Here is a 15,831-nt window from a genome sequence, read left to right on the forward strand (position 1 = left end):
CGACATGCCATGCGAAACCGGACTAGATCGGCTAAGTCGGCCCTAGCCGGGCGGATACCCCTGTCCTTACCTTGTGGCGCAACCCACCAGAGGCAGGGGAGACATGCGCGCCAAGAGAACCCTGATGGTGCCCGCGGCGGTGATGGGCCTGGTCGTGGCGCTCGCGACCGCCTCACCGGTCGCGGCGCAGCCGAGACCGGCGATCCCGAAGCCGACCGCCAACCCGTGGCAGATGCGGCACTGGCCGCAGACGCAGCCGTGGCAGCGCGCCCAGCCGCCCGGCCGTCCGCACCGGCACGGCGAGCCGAGCGCCATCGACCCGCAGAACTACGAGCTTCCCGAGACGATGACCTGGGACGACTACAAGTCGATCCCGGGCACGAACTGGTCCGACCCGTCCCGGAAGGGCTCGGTGAAGAACTTCAACGGCGCCGTCGTCCTCGTCGACTACTCGAACCAGCCGTTCGTGGTGACGCAGCCGAAGAACTCCACCATCTTCGGCAACCCGGTCGCCGTGTCGGACGTCCCCCGCACCCAGGTCGCCAAGTTCTACCAGGACTTCCTCAACAAGCCGCAGCAGCTCAACCACGGCCACACCCTCCACGAGTACTGGATGGAGGACTCCGGCGGCCGCTACGGCGTGAACCTCACCGGGTTCGGCGCGTACAAGATGCCCGCCAAGGACCACGAGTACGGCGTGGACGGGATGCAGGGTGGCACCGGCTGCCCGTCCGGCGACACCTGCAACCGCGACCTGCGCAAGGACGCCCGCGCCGCGTGGGTCGCCGCCGTCGGCGAGGCCGAGGCGAAGAAGTACGACTTCGTGTTCTTCCTCAGCGCCGGGCAGGACGAGTCGTCCACCTGGCAGGAGTTCGGCGAGATGAAGTTCGGCACCAAGGAGAAGGTGCCGGCGGAGTGGGGCCCGGGCGATCCGAAGCTGACGAACTGGGTGAAGACCCGGTACGTCCCCTGGACGTCCTGGCAGGCCGGCTCCACGCTGTGGCCGAACGCCGTTCCCGGCGAGTCGTCCACCCAGGCGGAGAGCTCCGGCATGTCGGTGTTCGCCCATGAGTTCAGCCACATCCTGGGCGTCGGCGACAACTACAACAACCCGTACAGCAACCCGCCCCGCCGCGACTACAGCGGCCCGTGGGAGATGCTGAGCCGCGGCACCTTCAACGGGCCCGGCGGCCCGCACAGCCGGTGGACGATCCCCGCGACGGGCGGCGCGTCCATGGGCGCCCAGCACATGCTGCGCAACAAGCTGAAGCTCAAGATCGTCGACACGAGCAAGGTGCTCCAGCTCGACCGGGGCGACCTCGCCAAGTCCGGGACGGTCGTCGCGCGGGTCACGGCCCGCTCGGTCCAGCCGGGCGCGAACGAGCTGGCGGGCATCAACCTCGCGCTCGGGACGGGCGGCGACAAGAGCCCGAAGTGCGACATCAACACCGACCCCCTGTGCGACGGCGGCGGCTACAACAACTACACCCTCGAAGTCGTCGACCGGATGGGCACCGACTCCTTCACCCCCGACTCCGGCGTCCTGCTGTCGAAGACCAAGGACCAGGACAGCGAGCCGTTCATCTGGGTCAAGGACGCCAATCCGCAGGACATCGACAAGGTCGACTTCGTCCTCCCGGACGGGACGCCCAAGAAGATGACGATCGGCGACTACCGGCAGCTCTCCGACGCCCTGTTCCACGCGGGGACGGACTCCGGCAGCCAGTACGAGTACGTCGACCAGGCCAACCGGCTCCACTTCTACGTCCTCGACCTCAAGCGGGACAAGGACGGCGTGCTCTCCTACACGGTCGCGATCCGCTCGCTGGACGGCGCGGGATCGCAGCAGCGCGGCGTGGAGTTGGGCGACGGCAAGGCCGAGCCGACCGGCGGCGGCTGGACGAAGTGCAAGCTGACGCTCCGCAACACCGGCTCGGGCGGCACCGGCTACTACGGCTCCGACGTGTTCCGGCTCAAGGCCACCGCGTCCGTCCGCGGCGTGACGACCTGGCTGCCGAACGACCTGGCCACCGCCCAGGCCAAGGGCAGCGCCGAGGTCGAGGTCTGGGCCAAGACGGCGCGCTGGAACTCCCGCAAGGCGGGCCTGCGCCTGACGGCCACCTCGGAGAGCGACCCGACGAAGTCGGCCACCGGCACGTGCTCCATGCGCTAGCGGCCAGCTCGTGACGTGCTAGCGGTACGTGGCGTGCTAGCGATACGTGGCGCGTCGCGCTGATCTGGTCCCGGATGGACGGGACGGCCCGGGCCGTCCCGTCCATCCGCGTCTGGTCGTCCGTCCCCGCCCGCCGGGTGGATGACAAGGACGACGTAATGGCCGATGAAAACTAAATTGCATTTCCCAAGGTCATATCGGGATCGCGGGTGAGGTACGACCTGGGTTACGTTGCACAGTGTGATGATCTTGCAACGTATTGTGACCAATAGCCGATGGTGCCTGGCGGCCGTACCGCTGGTGGCGGCCGCGCCGGGCGTCGCGTACGCGGCCCCGCCCCGGCCGGCGCCCGCCGCCGAGTCCGCCGTGGAGGCCGCCGCGCCGAACCCGCGTGACTTCGATCTGCGCCGGGGCTCCGACCGGGGCCCGGCCATCCGGGAGCTTGGGCGCCGCCTGCACCGGAGCAGCGTCGGCGGGCTGCTCGCGTCGTCCGGCCAGCGGAGGTTCGGACACGGCTGCGCGGGCCCGGCCGCCGTGCCCGCCCGCTCCCTCGTCTACTGCTTCGACAGACACGACACCGATACCGACGACTGGGTGCCGCAGGGCGTGAGCAGCGTGTCGGACGCGGTGGCCGGCGAGCGGTGGACGGGCGGCAGCAGGCCGATGCTCGTGTCCTGGCACAACGGCGGCCGCATCAGGCTGACGGTCGTCGACCCGGACAGGCGCTCGTACCGGCACGTCCTGCTCGTCGAGCCGAAGCTCGAAGGCGGGAAGGCCACCTACTCCGACATCGGCATCCACGCGGGCGGCATCGCCTGGTACGGCAACAGGCTCTACGTGGCCGACACCCGGCACGGCATCCGCGAGTTCGACCTGCGGCAGATCTACGACCTGGCGAGAAGCAGGGGCGGGGTGGCCGGACACTCGGAGCGCGTCGGGCTGCAGAGCGGGAAGTACTACGCCCACGGCTTCCGCTTCCTCATGCCGCAGACCGGGAGCTGGCGCTTCGCCCGCGGAAACACGGGCGGCAAGTGCCGGGGCACGGGCCCGCTGCGCATGTCGTGGGTCGCCGTCGACCGGACCGCGTCGCGGCACGTCCTCATCGCGGGGGAGTACTGCCGTCCGGGCACGCCGCGCGGCCGTGTGGTGACCTGGCCGCTTTCGGCGCTGTCCCGGTCCTCCGGGACGGTCCGTCCCGACTGGGGCGCGACGCTGCCCGGCTACCGGATCCAGGGCGGCGTCCGGGCGAACGGCCACTGGTGGTTCACGCAGAACCGGGGCAAGGAGCGCGGCCTCCTGCTCGTCACGCGCCGCGACGGGTCGGGATGGGACCGGGTCCAGCGCCACACCATCTCGCACGGTCCCGAGGACCTGTCCTGCTACCGCGGCCAGCACCGCGTCTGGACGGTCGCCGAACATGCCCGCAAGCGCGCCCTGTGGGGGTTCCGCGCCGACGCCTGCGGGTGACCGGACCGAAGGGCCCGGCCCGCGGACTGCCCCGTGCCGGGCCTTTCGCTCAAGTGCCCACCTTCTGACGGGCCCGCCGCTCGGCGGCGGGCGAGGCCGTCCGTTGGCGCGCCTGGTCAAGTGCCACGGCGGCCACGGCCAGGACGCCGAACCCGGCCCCGATCCAGGCCGTGGAGGCGTACCCGGCCCCGGCGTCGATGGCGAGGCCGCCGATCCACGGGCCGAGCGTGATGCCGACGTTGAACGAGACGACGTTCCCGGCCGCGACGAGCGTCGCCGAACCGTCCACCACGCCGAACGCCCGCGTGTTCAGCGTCGGGTTGGTGCCGAACCCGGCGAAGCCGAGCAGGAACACGAGCACCGCCACCGGCACGGGCGAGCTCGCGGTCAGCGCCAGGACCACCGACACAGCGACGAGCCCGCCGAACCCCGCGTACAGGGTCTGGACGGGCCGCGTGTCGGCCGTCCGCCCGCCGATCGTGATGCCGATGAGCGCGCCCGTCCCGTAGAGGGCGAGCACGGCGGGGACCCACGCCTCCGCGATCCCGGTCGTCTCGGTCAGCAGCGCGCCCAGGTAGCCGAACGTCACCATCAGCCCGCTCGTGGACAGCGCGGTCGTCCCGTACAGGAGCCACAGCCGGGGGACGGCCATGGCGCGGATCTGGTCGCGCGTCCGGGGCGCCGCGCCGTCCGCGCGCCCGCCGGGGATCGTCGCCGCGACCCCGGCCATCGCGAGGACGGACATCACGGCGACCGTCCAGAACGCGGCCCGCCAGCCGAGCTGCTGCCCGACCAGCGTCCCGGCGGGGAGCCCCGCGATCGCCGCGACCGTCAGCCCGCCCGCGAGGATCCCCATCGCCTTCCCGCGCGCGTCGCGCGGGACGAGCCGCACCGCGGTCGCCGCCGCCACCGCCCAGAACCCCGCGTACACGAACGCGCCGACGACGCGGGTCGCGAACAGCACCCCGTAGTTCGGCGTGACCGCGCCGACCGCGTGGGCCAGCGCGAACACGGCGAGGAAGGCGAGCAGCGCCCGGCGGTGCGGCCAGCGCAGCGTGAGGACGGCGAGCACCGGCGCGCCCACCAGCATCCCGATGGCGAACGCCGAGATCAGCAGCCCGGTGGCCGGGACGGACACGCCGAGATCGTGCGCCATCCCGGGCAGCAGTCCGGCGAGCATCAGCTCGGACGTCCCTTGCGCGAAGATCGCCAGCCCCAGCACATAGACGGCCACCGGCATCGCTCTCGCCTCCTGTATTAGATTGATCAGTTCAAAATTTGGCCATGGAAAAGCGGCAGATCGGTTGTTCTCGTCCGTCAGAGGGCGTTCATGGCGGTGTCCGCGACCGCGGCCAGGGTGCTCTGGTCGGCCCCGCCCCTGGACATCACCCGCATCCCGCTGATCGTGGAGACGAGGAAGTGCGCGAGCGCCAGCGCGTCCTTGCCCCGGTCGATCTCGCCGGACCGGATGCCCTCCTGGACGGCCGCCTTGAGCGCCACGAGACGCCGCCGCTGGTCCCGGTCGAGGCGCTCGGCGATCTCCGGGTCGCGCGGCGCCAGCTCCACCATCGTGTTGACGACCAGGCAACCGAGCGGGTCGTCCGGCTCGGGCTCGACCGTCCACTCCAGGACCGTCCGCAGCCGCTCGAGGACGGGACGGCGGCCGTCCTCCAGGACTTCGACGAGCCTGGCCGTCCTGGTGTCCATGTAGCGGACCAGCGCCTTCTCGAACAGGTCGCGCTTGCTGCGGAAGGTGTTGTAGATGCTGCTGCGCCCGAGCCCGGTCGCCTCGCACAGCTCCTGGGTGGACGTGGCCTCGTAGCCGTCCGTCCAGAAGGCGCGCATGGCCGCGTCGAGCGCCCGGTCCTCCTCGAACTTCCTCGGCCGTGCCATGGCCGTACGGTAACACGTTATGGACAGTGCGATCCAATACAGAAGGTCAGAGCCTCAGCGTCACAAAACGGTGGCGGCCGGGATACGCGAGGAGCGCCTGCCCCCGCGGTATGGGACCGCGGACGGCGGACGGCAGCCCCCAGAGATCGGCCTCCCTGCCCCCCGTGTCTCCCGTCAGCAGCACTGGAGCGCCGATGTCCCGCCATGACTTGACCAGATGGCCGCCGACATTCGAAAGGGTGCGGTGCCGGGACAGGACGAGTCGCAGACCGTTCGCCGAACTCGACCGGAGCAGCTCGAGAAGTGGAAGGAGCGGATCGCTTCTGAAGAAACCCCAGTGGTTCTTGATGAGGAGGAATGCGTCGGCGCCCCGTGCCATCGATTCTTGTCGCGTCGCCTCATCGATCGCGTTCCGCAGAAGGCGGCTGAACTCGCGGGCCCCCGCGGTCTCCCCTGGCGCCTCCTCGCTGATCATCTCTTCGTCTTCTCCGGGAATCAGATCGTCCCCGTCCAGGAGGTGGACGGGCCCTCTCGCGTGTGCGCGGATCTCGTCATGCAGGTGGTTCAGAAGTGTCGCCTTGCCGGAGAGAGGCGGGCCGGAGATCAGCAGATGGCGGTCGATCTCGAAGTTCAGCACCACGTCCTCGCCCGTGTCGCTGTCGACACCGATCGAAATCCGCGGATAAATCTCTGGCACGGTCGACGGCGTCGGTTCGTGACCTCCGAATATCAGAAACCGGGAGGCGAACGAGGGGGCGGACCGGCGCAATTCGTAGACGTCGTCGCTGTCTCCGCAGAGGACGACCATCGGGTCGTGGTCGTACTCGTCCATCAGACTTGGGAGATCGCTGACGAAACTCGTCCAGAGCGAGTCGGCGTGGTGCCGGATCTCGGCTAGGTAAAAGAGCAGCACGCCGCCGTGATTCTCGCGAAAGAGATCAGGCCAGGGCGGGACGGGCTCGCCCACCGGACGGCCCGCGGAATCGAGCAGCGGCACCTCGTGCACGACGCCGCTGGAGAGCACGCCTTCCTCGCGGAGCAGCAACCCGTACAGGCGTGCCAACCTGGCCATCCGAGCCCGACCGGCGCCCTCCAGGATCAGATGGCGAACGCGTGAATCCGGCGCTTCTCCGGGGCCGCGCTCCGGGAAGAAGACTCCCCGGAGCACGTCCATGGTCGCCTCGGTGTCGGTCTCCAGGTCGATCTGGTCGAGCTGGATGTCGGGGGGCACGGGCGGCGTCGGGCGGGGTTCGACTCCTCTCGCCCGCTCGATGAAGTCCTCGACGGCGGATCGCGGCGGCTCTGGTGCCAGTACGAGCTGGTGGAGGACGTTGCCGCCAGCGAGGAGGTAGGCCGTCCGCTCGTCGGGGAACGACACGGTCGCCCGGCCGAGCACGCGCTGGAGTTCGGCGGGCGGCCGGGGGCTCGCCGCCATCCGCCAGCCGACGAGGGGCATGACGCGGTTCCAGATCGTGCTGTTCTCGACGGTCTCCGAAGAGAGCAGGAGTTGCACGCCGAGCGCCCTTCCGCGGCTCGCGAGCGAGACCAGGGTCTCTCCGACCTCGCGCCTGCTGGAGGGGAACGTCAGCGAGACGTCGGTGAACACCACGAGGCGTGGATGGTCGCTCGCGGTGTTGGCGGCGCGCTCGTCCATCTCGTTCGAGAGATGGTCGAGGAAATAGCGGAGTTGCTCCGGCCGTCCGAGCAGCTCGGACTCGGAATAGTCGACGTGCGGCAGCGGAAGCGGATCGCCGAGCGGGTGCTCGCCCATTCCGGCGAACGCGAACTTGAGATCCGAGGGAGAGTACCCGGCGGCGAGCGCGAGAACGATGGCGCGGATGACACGCTGACGTGCTTCGGTGTCGCCCACGATGAGGCCGTGCTGGATACCCGACGAAAGGTCGAACGGGTAGAAGCTGAGGGCGTTCCCATCGGAGTGATGGCCGATGGTCGTCTGCCGGGGAGTAGTCGCGGGAAGCGCCCATCCCTCCCTGAACGCCTCGCCCGGCCCCGCGCCGTTGAGCCGGAGAACGTCGATATCGAGGGTCGGCTGCGTCTGATCCGGCTCGCCTGGCACCTGGACGGTGAGTTCGCGTGCGCGCGGTCCGCGCTGCTCCATCTGCGCCAGGAGCGAGTCGGCGTCCGCGGCGGAGACACGGGCGGGACGGAAACGCGCATCCGGCCGTCCCTTGATCCCGAGCGTGGCCTGCTCGCCGTCCGCTGGATCGTCGAGTTCGATCCGCCAGTCGGTGAGGTGGTCGAACTGGCCGATGTCCGTGGATTCCTCGCGGGAATAGAAGATGAAACGGAACCCCACGTCCGGCCCCGTGGCGGTCAGCCGGGCGAGGTCGTCGTGCAAATCGGGATCGGCGTCCAGGAGCCGCCGGTCGACGCCTAGGACGACGACCAGCGCGGGAAGCGGATCGAGCTGCGAGTTCCGGTCGGCGGCACGGTATTCGGCCCAGGTTTCGATGCCCGCGTCCCGCACGACGGCCTCGCGGCGCCGTCGTTCGGCTTCGAGTATCGACGCCAGGCTGCCGATACCCGGCTCGGACAGGTCGGGGACGGTCGCGGCTGTGTGCGGGAGCCGATGAAGGCCCCTGTAGGCGTGGCTCTCGCGGAAGTCGGAGCAGTTGAGCAGGGCGAACGCGGCCTTGCGCGGCGAGTGGCCGAACGCCAGGTTGAGCAGGACGGTCCGGAGCAACTCATGGACGGCGCGTGGCGGCCCCGAGACGGTGCCGTGCTCTGAGCCCCCGCCGTTGAGGATCGCGAGTTGCGCCGTGCCGCCGTCGTCGTACGTGCCGATGGCATCGAAGACCGGTTCGAAAAACTCCCAGATGAGCCTGCCCGGTGTGACGAACGGGTCCCACGTCTCGCGTGGTTCCAGGGAGTCGGGAACACCCGCCGGGCCGGTGGCCAGATGGGAACGGGTCTCTGGGGTCAGGAGGGCGAAGTGGTCGGTGTCGGCCGTCAGCTTCACCGGGCCGCCGCCGGTGGGGAGGAGGGCGCGGAAGCGTTCGCCGGACGTTCCGGCGCGGCGTTCGATCTCGGCGGAGACCGCCTCCAGGACGTGCCGGGTGTGCAGCGCCTCCGGGCGCGGCAGCGTGTCGAGCAGCGCCTCCCGCGCGCCCGGCACGAACTCGTAGCGCACCCCGCCGACCGGGCGCAGCAGCCCGCTCAGCAGCACCTCGGCCAACTGACCGGGGCCTGAGCCGCCGAGGATCCGGTGCTGGATCAGCCGCATCACCGGCAGCGACGGGACGGAGACGGCGACGTGCGCGGCGAGCTCGGCGGCGTCCGCGGACGCCGTGGCGAGGAACCGGCGGACGCGCTCGTCGACCGGCAGCTCGCGTTCGCGACGCACGGGCACGGCCGCGGCGGGCGGCCGGGCGGGCAGCGTCGCGACGGCGGCGGGCTGCGGGTCGGAGCCGGAGACGAGCCGGGCCCACGCGCCGAACCAGCGCGGCGCCACCTCCAGGACGGGCACGGGCACGCCCGCCGTCGCGTCCCCGTCGTACGGGACGAACCGCAGGTCCGCGTTCGGCGCGCCCGGACGGGGCAGGACGGCGACGCCCGGCACGGCCGGTGCGGCGGTGCGCCGCCAGAGGCGCTCGGCGAGCGGCTGGAGGATCGCGGTCGGCCCGGCCTGCGCCCAGCGCCGGACGGCCCGCGCGGCGCGTCCGTCCCACCAGTGCGGGCCCGAGCAGTCGGACAGGACGAGCACGGCCCGGCGCCCGGACGCGTCGAGCAGTGTGCCGGGGTCCTGGCGCGGCGCGTTCGGGACGGCGGCGACGCCTCCGGCCGTGTCGAGGTAGGCGACGTGGACGTCCTGGAACGCGCCCTGGCGGAGCAGCGTCTCGGTCAGCTCCCGGGCGAGCGGCCGCCACAGCCGCATCGTCGGACCGGTGTCCACGACGAGCGTGAGCGAGAGCCAGCGTTCGGGTTCGGGGACGAGGACCGGCGTCCACACCCCGGTGTCGGCGATGCGCGCGGCGGTCGCGTCCTCGTCCAGCCCGAACCGGTGCCGCGACGGCACCCGCCGCTTCAGCGGACGCAGCGCCCGCTGCACGGCGAGCGCGTCCGCGAGCATCGGCGCGGTCGGGACGAGCACCTCCGCCGCCTCCCCGACCGGCTCGGGGACGGCGGCGCCGCCTCCAGGCGCCTCGGGTGCGGCACGGGGATGGAGCGGGGAGAGCGGCTCGGGCTCGGGACGCGGCCGGGGAACGGTGTCCGGGAGGGGAGGCGCTTCCTCGATCACCTGCGGAACCGCCGGAAGTGGCTCCCGGGGAGGCTCGTCCTCGGGCGAGGGGATGTGGCAGGCCAGCCACAGGATCTCGCTCAGCTCGCGGGCGTCCGGCGGCGGGCCGATGGCGGACAGCGCGTCCCGGAGCCGGTCAATCGTCATCGACGGGACCCGCGAGGTTCGGCATGACGCGGTCGGCGAGGGCCCGGCGGTCCTCGGCGTCGGCGTGGCGGCACAGGTAGACGGCGTTGAGGAGCTGGTCGGTCGCCAGCGTCCCGGACGCGGCCCGTTCGAGGAACCGCCGGACGAGGTCGTCGCTCCGGTCGGCGAGCGGCCCGAGGTGCTCGCGGACGATCGCCGCCAGCTCCGCCTCACCGGACGGCTGCCGCAGCTCGACCGTGACGCACCGGCGCAGGAACGCGGGCGGGAACTCGCGCTCGCCGTTGCTGGTCAGCACGACCAGCGGGAACGCGCGGCAGCGGACGGTCCCGGCGGTGACGGTGACGCGGTCGCCCGGCCCGTCGGCGGTCATCACCTCGGCGGACGGGTCGGCGCGGCGGGACAGCTCCGGCAGCTCGTACTCGCCCTTCTCGAAGATGGTGAGGAGGTCGTTTGGCAGGTCGATGTCGCTCTTGTCGATCTCGTCCACGAGCAGGACGCGGGGCCGCCGGTAGGGCAGCAGCGCCGTGCCGAGGGGGCCGAGGCGGATGAAGCGGCCGATGTCCTCGTCGTCGGCCGGGGACGTGTCGCGTCCGGCCGCGTACAGGCGGGTGAGGGGGTCGTACTGGTAGAGGCCGTCGCGCAGGGTCGTCCGGCTGGTGATGGGCCAGTGCAGGACGGGACCGAGCCCCAGTTCGTGGGCCACCGCGTAGGCGAGCGTCGATTTCCCAGTACCGGGCGGACCCGTCACCAGCAACGGACGACGCAAATACAACGCGGCGTTGACCTGCTGCACCGCGTCGTCCGACGGACGGTACGTCGTCGCCTGGTGCGCGTTGCCCGAACCGCCCTCCGGGGACGGCAGCACCGGCCCGCCGTCGAACGCGCGCCAGGGCGGCGGCGGAGGCAGCCGGTCGACTCCGTCGTGCGGGCGACGGCTCCCTGTGTAGAGCAGCCAGTCGGGCACCTAGACCTCCATGGCGAGGGGCGGATCGGGAAGGCGGGACGGGTCGTCCCAGAGCAGGGTGAGGGCGCGTCCGCAGTGCGGCTCGCCGTCCGGCGCGACGAGCGCCTCCTTGCGGAGGGCGAGCGCGATGCGCGGCAGGTCGGCGGGCGCCTTGCCGCCGACCGCGGCGGTCAGGTCGTCCAGGACGCGGTGCCCTTCGCAGTCGTCATGGGTGGGCCCGACGCACTTCTCGCGCGTCCACATCATGACGGGGATGCCGTTGTTGAGCGCTGCCTTCAGCCACGACTTCATCGGACGCGACCCGTAGACGAGCACGGAGAAGTCGACGTGCGCCTCAAGCCAGCGCTCGAAGTCGCCGCCCCGGCGCGGCGCGTCGCAGGCGACCCGGTGCGGTTCGCTGCGGCCCCGCTCGGTCAGCAGCCGCCAGCGGTGATGGGCCTGGTCGCGGCGGATCGAACCGGGGCGCAGGCGCTCCACGTCCCGCACCACCACCGGGTACCGGCGCATCGGGATCCGGTTGCGCGCGTCGACGTACCACTGCTCGAACGGCCTGCCGAGCCAGCTCTCCGGCACCGCGAACTCGATCATCCACTCGCGGCCGAACAGCGCGGGCGCGACCGCCGCGACGCCCTCCTCGACGACCTCCCGCACCCTGCGCTCCGGGACCCGCGCGACCGGGCGCGAGGGTCCCTCCGCCCCGTCGATCCACGTCTGCACGGCGACGTCGAAGGCGTTGTCGAACGTCACCCGCTCCAGCCGGACGATCACCGACGCGGGATCGGAGCACTCCGGCGCGGGCGCCGCGCCCGGCAGATGGCGGGCCGACCAGGCGGTGAGCCGCTGCCGCCGAGCCTCCGGCAGATGCCGCCCGAGCGCCGCCAGATACCGGACGAGCCGCTCCTCCGCCAGCCCCTCGGCCACGTACCGCACCGACGCCCACGCGGACCGGAAGTCGTCGAGCGCCGGACGGCCGACCGTCCGCGCGAGGTCGGCGGCGAGCGGCTCGGTGAACCGGACGCCGTCCAGCAGTTCGCGCAGCTCGCGGCGCGCGTCCGGGGACGCCCAGCGCAGCGGGAGCAGGTCGTCGAGCGGCTCCCAGTGCGCGCGCAGGCTGGCAAGCGGCAGCATCCAGCCGAGGTCGGCGCGGTCGCCGTGCCGCAGCTCCGCGTTCGTCACCATCCCGATGACCTCGCCCGTGTCCGTGTCGTACACGGCGGACCCGCTGTAGCCCTCCTCCAGCCAGTCGCCCGGACCGGTCTTGAGCTCCCACCACTCCTGCCGCATGCCCCGGTGCGGGGACGTCGTCACGGTCGCGTGCCGCTCGTTCCGGTCGTTCCGCCGGGGGAAGCCCCAGACGCCGAACGTCCGCCCGGCGACGCGCGGGTCGTCGGGCGCGGCGAGCCGAGCGGGCGCGTACGGGACGGGCTCGCGCAGTTCGAGCACCGCGACGTCGCCGAGGTCGCCCGCGCGCCGCCAGCCGCCGACGTGCGTCACCCGGGCGGGCAGGTCCTCCCGCAGGCCGGGGAAGCCGATCCGCGCCTCGTCCAGGTCGCGGACGGAGTGCGCGCAGGTCAGCAGCCGGTCCGCGGCGACGAGGAAGGCCGCGCCGACCTTGCCGCCGCCCGGCGGGCCGACCCAGGCGCGCCACTGCCAGTCGTCCACGACGCGGCTACGCCCCCTCCCCGTCGGTCCCGGCCGTGTCGGCGGGCGGGCGGCCCCAGGTCAGCTTGACCTTGAGCTGCCCCTCGACGGAGGTCTTGGCGATCACCGCCCCGGCCGCCGCGTTGAGCTTCACGCCGAACTCCAGCTCGACCGCGTCCGGGCCGGCGGCGCCGCCGCGCAGCGCCGCGAGCGCCGAGTCCGCCGCGTCCCTGATGCTCTGGAACGCCTCCTCGAAGGAGGCCGCCGCGTCGTGGATCATGTCGCCCGCGCGGGACACCGACTGGAACCCCGGCTCCCGGTCGTCGGTCTCCACGACGACCGTCCCGCGCTCGGTCCGCCACCGCACCAGTTCGTCCACTACTGCCTGCCTTTCTGGGGGACGACGCCCCAGACCCCCGCAGGGGTCGTCATGATCCTCGCTTCGCTCCGGTCATAACGTCTCCCCGAGCGAAAAATCTATCAAGATCATGCGATTGGGGATGGTTGGCTGGAAAGGCCAGCGGGGGTACGGCCACAGGAGGACATGATGATCACCGTGGAGCAGGTGCGGGCGCTCGCGCTGACGCTGCCGCGCACGTCCGAGCACCTCATCAGGGACCGGGTGAAGTTCCGCGTCGGCGCGATCGTCTACGTCGCCTTCTCGCGGGACGAGACCGTCATGGGCTTCGCGTTCCCGAAGGAGGAGCGCGCCGCGCTGGTCGAGTCGGAGCCGGAGAAGTTCCACCTCCCCGGCGAGTCGGACATGCGCTTCAACTGGGTGCACGCCTGGACGTCCGCCCTCGACGAGCCCGAGATGCGCGAACTGGTCGTGGAGGCGTGGCGCATGGTCGTCCCGAAGAAAGTGGCCGCCGCCCGCCTCGGCCTTTGAGCCCTAGTGCGGGGGCGGCATCGGGTCGATCGCGTTGGCGGCGCCGCATCCGCCCTCGCCCACCATGCGCTGCACCCTCGGCGGCGACCACACGTCCGTCCGCCCTGGCGCGACCCTGGCAAGGACGCAGTCGAACGTCTCTGACAGGTACGGCCTGACCGACAGCACCACACCCACGACGCCGTCCCGCGACGCGAACTCGCTGCGGACGGCCGGGTCGAGCCGCAGTGACGCGACCGCCTCGCGGACCTCCGCCTCGTCCACCCTCGCCTTCGCCGGGACGCGGGGGAGCGCCTTCCGCAACCGCTCGGCCGGGACGTCGGGCGTCTTCGGCCATGGCCCGAACGACAGCGGCTCGCCCCGCGGGCATTCCTTGCCCTTGGGCTTGGCGTCCCACTCGGTGTCCGGCGCGACGCGCAGCTCGAAGCACCGCCGGACCGTGACCGTGTCGCCGGCCAGGCCCGCCGTCGCGGTGCCGGACGTCCGGACGACGACCCGCACACCGTCCTTGGACCGGAGCGCCGTGCCGCTGACCCGCAGGACGTCGACACCGTCCAGCTCGGACGCGCGGCGGCCCACGTCCCGGGCCGTCCCCGCCCGCATCCCGTTGAGGACGTTCCCCACCCGGCGAGCCTTTTCGCGGGCGGAGTCGCCGGCCCGGCCCTCGGCCGACACGGCGGCGCATCCGGTGGCGGAGACCGCGACCAGCAGGCCCGCCAGGACGATGACGAATCGGCGCATAACCCAATGATCAGGGGTTTTTAGGGCGTGCCGGAATCCGCGTTCCTACTCAGTCCCCCTACTCAGGGGGTGGTCGCGGGCTGGTGTTCCTTCCCGTCCGGGGTCTCCTTCGGCGGGGCCTTCGACCGCCCGGACGGCACCCGCCGCCCCCATGCGGCCGCCGCCGCGAAACACGCGAACGGCAGGGCGGGCAGCAGGTAGCGGTAGTCGAAGTCCACCGTGGCGGGCGGGATCGCGAGGAGCATCACGGCCGACGACCAGAACAGGCCCGTTCGTGCGCGCGCGCGCCGCCACACCATCCCGGCCGCGCCCGCGAGCAGGACGAGCCCGAGCGCCGTCCCCGGAACGCTGACCCGTTCCTGGTAGTCGCGCAGGAAACCCGCGTACGGCTCGACGATGTGGGTGCGTCCGGTGCCGTGCGAGTACTCGTACACGACCGTCCGCCTGGTGCCGCCGCCGTAGACCGGCAGGTTGGGCTTGCGCGCGGTCGGTTTCGTCGGGAAGTGGTAGCGCGCCTCGGTGCCCACGGTCGGGTACCGGCTGCGATGCCACGCGAACGTCCGGACGAAGAAGTCGTACGACGCGACCTTCACGTAGTCGAGCGGCTGGTTCCGGATCGCCCAGAACGCGAACCGCTGCGCCCGCGCGTTGGTGTCCGGGTCGAACGCGCCGCCGTTGGCCCACCCGGTCGGCGAGCCCTCCTCCCAGATCTGGTGGGACGACGCCGGCCGGTCGTCCTTCGGCCCGTGCGGGCACAGGCTCGCCAGGTCGGCGGGCGGCGTGTGGGCGTCGCAGTCGGCGAACGCCGCCGTCCGGCCCCAGAGGAAGATGCCGTCCACGCCGGTCATCCCGAAGCGACCGTGCTCCTGCTGGTACCACGTCGCGTACGCGCCGACCGGCAGCGCGAACGTCACCGCGAGCGCCGCGTACGCGGGCCAGCGCGTCCGCCTGACCACCAGGTACACCACCGCGATCAGGAACAGCGGCACCCCGACCGTCCGGGTCACGGCCGCGACGCCGAGGAGCGTCCCGACGAGCGCTGCTCGCCGCCACCCCGTCGCGCCCGGCTTCGCGAGCACCAGCATGGCCCCGAGCGCGAGGACGGTGAACAGCGTGTCCGACAGCAGCAGGTGTTCGAGTTCGAGTTGGTAGGCGTCCAGCAGCAGCGGCGCGACGGCCACCGCCGCCCACGCCCGCCGCACGTCGAAGTCGCGGACGAGCATCCGGTACCCGGCCGCCGCCAGCCCGACGATCGCCGCGTGCTGCAGCGCCGTGATCAGCGCCAGGCTGTGGAACGGCTTGAGCGTCCACAGGAAGATCCCGTAACCGGACGGGCGCAGCGGGTGCGGGAACGGGTCGTCCGCGATCCGCACGAAGTCGTAGCTGTCGTTGAACCACAGGACCCCGCGGAACCCCAGCATCGTGAGGACGCGCAGCACCACGCCCGCGACGAGCACCGCGGTGAACAGCCGGTTCCCCTTGACGGCGGCCAGCACGGACCCGGCCGTGGGACGGCGGACGGCCAGCGGGAAGAACGGCACCGGGGACCCTAACTGTGGACGTGCGGGCGGACAGGATCCTGCGCCGACCTGGGATCGGCCGCGTCACGCCGGGGGCGGGGAGCGGCCACTACCACCGCCCACGCATCGGCCGCGATC

General features: G+C 72.0%; 11 protein-coding genes. 3 read left to right on the top strand and 8 right to left on the bottom strand.

What is annotated here, in order from left to right; translation table 11 throughout:
- Nucleotides 1–103: 103 nt before the first annotated feature.
- Nucleotides 104–2,173, top strand: a complete 2,070-nt coding sequence (locus FXF65_RS18605; protein WP_246198917.1) for a M6 family metalloprotease domain-containing protein — start codon at nt 104–106, stop codon at nt 2,171–2,173.
- Nucleotides 2,174–2,434: 261 nt separating this feature from the next.
- Nucleotides 2,435–3,640 carry a hypothetical protein gene (locus FXF65_RS18610; RefSeq protein ID WP_148351240.1) on the top strand — a complete coding sequence of 402 codons (1,206 nt, stop codon included), beginning with the start codon at nt 2,435–2,437 and terminating at the stop codon, nt 3,638–3,640.
- A 49-nt stretch (nt 3,641–3,689) separates the two neighbouring features.
- On the opposite strand, the gene FXF65_RS18615 is transcribed toward FXF65_RS18610, so the two are convergent.
- From FXF65_RS18615 to FXF65_RS18640, 6 genes are all read right to left on the bottom strand, one after another.
- A complete protein-coding gene (locus FXF65_RS18615; RefSeq protein ID WP_148351241.1) occupies nt 3,690–4,880 on the bottom strand; it encodes a Cmx/CmrA family chloramphenicol efflux MFS transporter in 1,191 nt (396 codons plus the stop codon).
- 77 nt (nt 4,881–4,957) lie between these two features.
- Nucleotides 4,958–5,533 (bottom strand): TetR/AcrR family transcriptional regulator, encoded by a 576-nt coding sequence (locus FXF65_RS18620; RefSeq protein ID WP_148351242.1) that lies wholly within the window; start codon nt 5,531–5,533, stop codon nt 4,958–4,960.
- A gap of 46 nt (nt 5,534–5,579) precedes the next feature.
- Entirely contained in the window at nt 5,580–9,938 is a 4,359-nt protein-coding gene (locus FXF65_RS18625) for an SAV_2336 N-terminal domain-related protein (RefSeq protein ID WP_148351243.1), read from the bottom strand.
- Complete coding sequence (locus tag FXF65_RS18630) at nt 9,928–10,902, bottom strand: AAA family ATPase (protein ID WP_148351244.1); 975 nt, start codon at nt 10,900–10,902, stop codon at nt 9,928–9,930. The genes FXF65_RS18625 and FXF65_RS18630 overlap by 11 nt, the downstream gene beginning before the upstream one ends.
- Nucleotides 10,903–12,564: a VMAP-C domain-containing protein gene (locus tag FXF65_RS18635; RefSeq protein WP_148351245.1), complete on the bottom strand. Its 1,662-nt coding sequence runs from the start codon at nt 12,562–12,564 to the stop codon at nt 10,903–10,905.
- A 7-nt stretch (nt 12,565–12,571) separates the two neighbouring features.
- Entirely contained in the window at nt 12,572–12,922 is a 351-nt protein-coding gene (locus tag FXF65_RS18640) for a CU044_2847 family protein (protein WP_246198918.1), read from the bottom strand.
- Between the two features lie 165 nt (nt 12,923–13,087).
- Between FXF65_RS18640 and FXF65_RS18645 the strand changes: the two genes are divergently transcribed.
- On the top strand, nt 13,088–13,432 hold the full coding sequence (locus FXF65_RS18645) for an MmcQ/YjbR family DNA-binding protein (protein WP_246198919.1): 345 nt from the start codon (nt 13,088–13,090) through the stop codon (nt 13,430–13,432).
- Between the two features lie 3 nt (nt 13,433–13,435).
- Here FXF65_RS18645 and FXF65_RS18650 read toward each other — a convergent pair whose 3' ends face one another.
- Both FXF65_RS18650 and FXF65_RS18655 read right to left on the bottom strand, forming a co-directional pair.
- Nucleotides 13,436–14,173, bottom strand: coding sequence for a translation initiation factor IF-2 (locus tag FXF65_RS18650; protein ID WP_148351246.1), 738 nt, complete (start codon nt 14,171–14,173; stop codon nt 13,436–13,438).
- A 62-nt stretch (nt 14,174–14,235) separates the two neighbouring features.
- Entirely contained in the window at nt 14,236–15,714 is a 1,479-nt protein-coding gene (locus FXF65_RS18655) for a hypothetical protein (protein ID WP_148351247.1), read from the bottom strand.
- Between the last annotated feature and the right edge of the window lie 117 nt (nt 15,715–15,831).

The sequence above is a fragment of the Actinomadura syzygii genome (assembly GCF_008085905.1).
Taxonomy (GTDB): Bacteria; Actinomycetota; Actinomycetes; order Streptosporangiales; family Streptosporangiaceae; genus Spirillospora; species Spirillospora syzygii.

What these genes read in the sequence shown, in the direction of transcription:
- FXF65_RS18605 (WP_246198917.1), top strand. Translation starts at nt 104, where the DNA reads ATGCGCGCCAAGAGAACCCTGATGGTGCCCGCGGCGGTGATGGGCCTG.
- FXF65_RS18615 (WP_148351241.1), bottom strand. Translation starts at nt 4,880, where the DNA reads ATGCCGGTGGCCGTCTATGTGCTGGGGCTGGCGATCTTCGCGCAAGGG.
- FXF65_RS18620 (WP_148351242.1), bottom strand. Translation starts at nt 5,533, where the DNA reads ATGGCACGGCCGAGGAAGTTCGAGGAGGACCGGGCGCTCGACGCGGCC.
- FXF65_RS18625 (WP_148351243.1), bottom strand. Translation starts at nt 9,938, where the DNA reads ATGACGATTGACCGGCTCCGGGACGCGCTGTCCGCCATCGGCCCGCCG.
- FXF65_RS18645 (WP_246198919.1), top strand. Translation starts at nt 13,088, where the DNA reads ATGATGATCACCGTGGAGCAGGTGCGGGCGCTCGCGCTGACGCTGCCG.
- FXF65_RS18650 (WP_148351246.1), bottom strand. Translation starts at nt 14,173, where the DNA reads ATGCGCCGATTCGTCATCGTCCTGGCGGGCCTGCTGGTCGCGGTCTCC.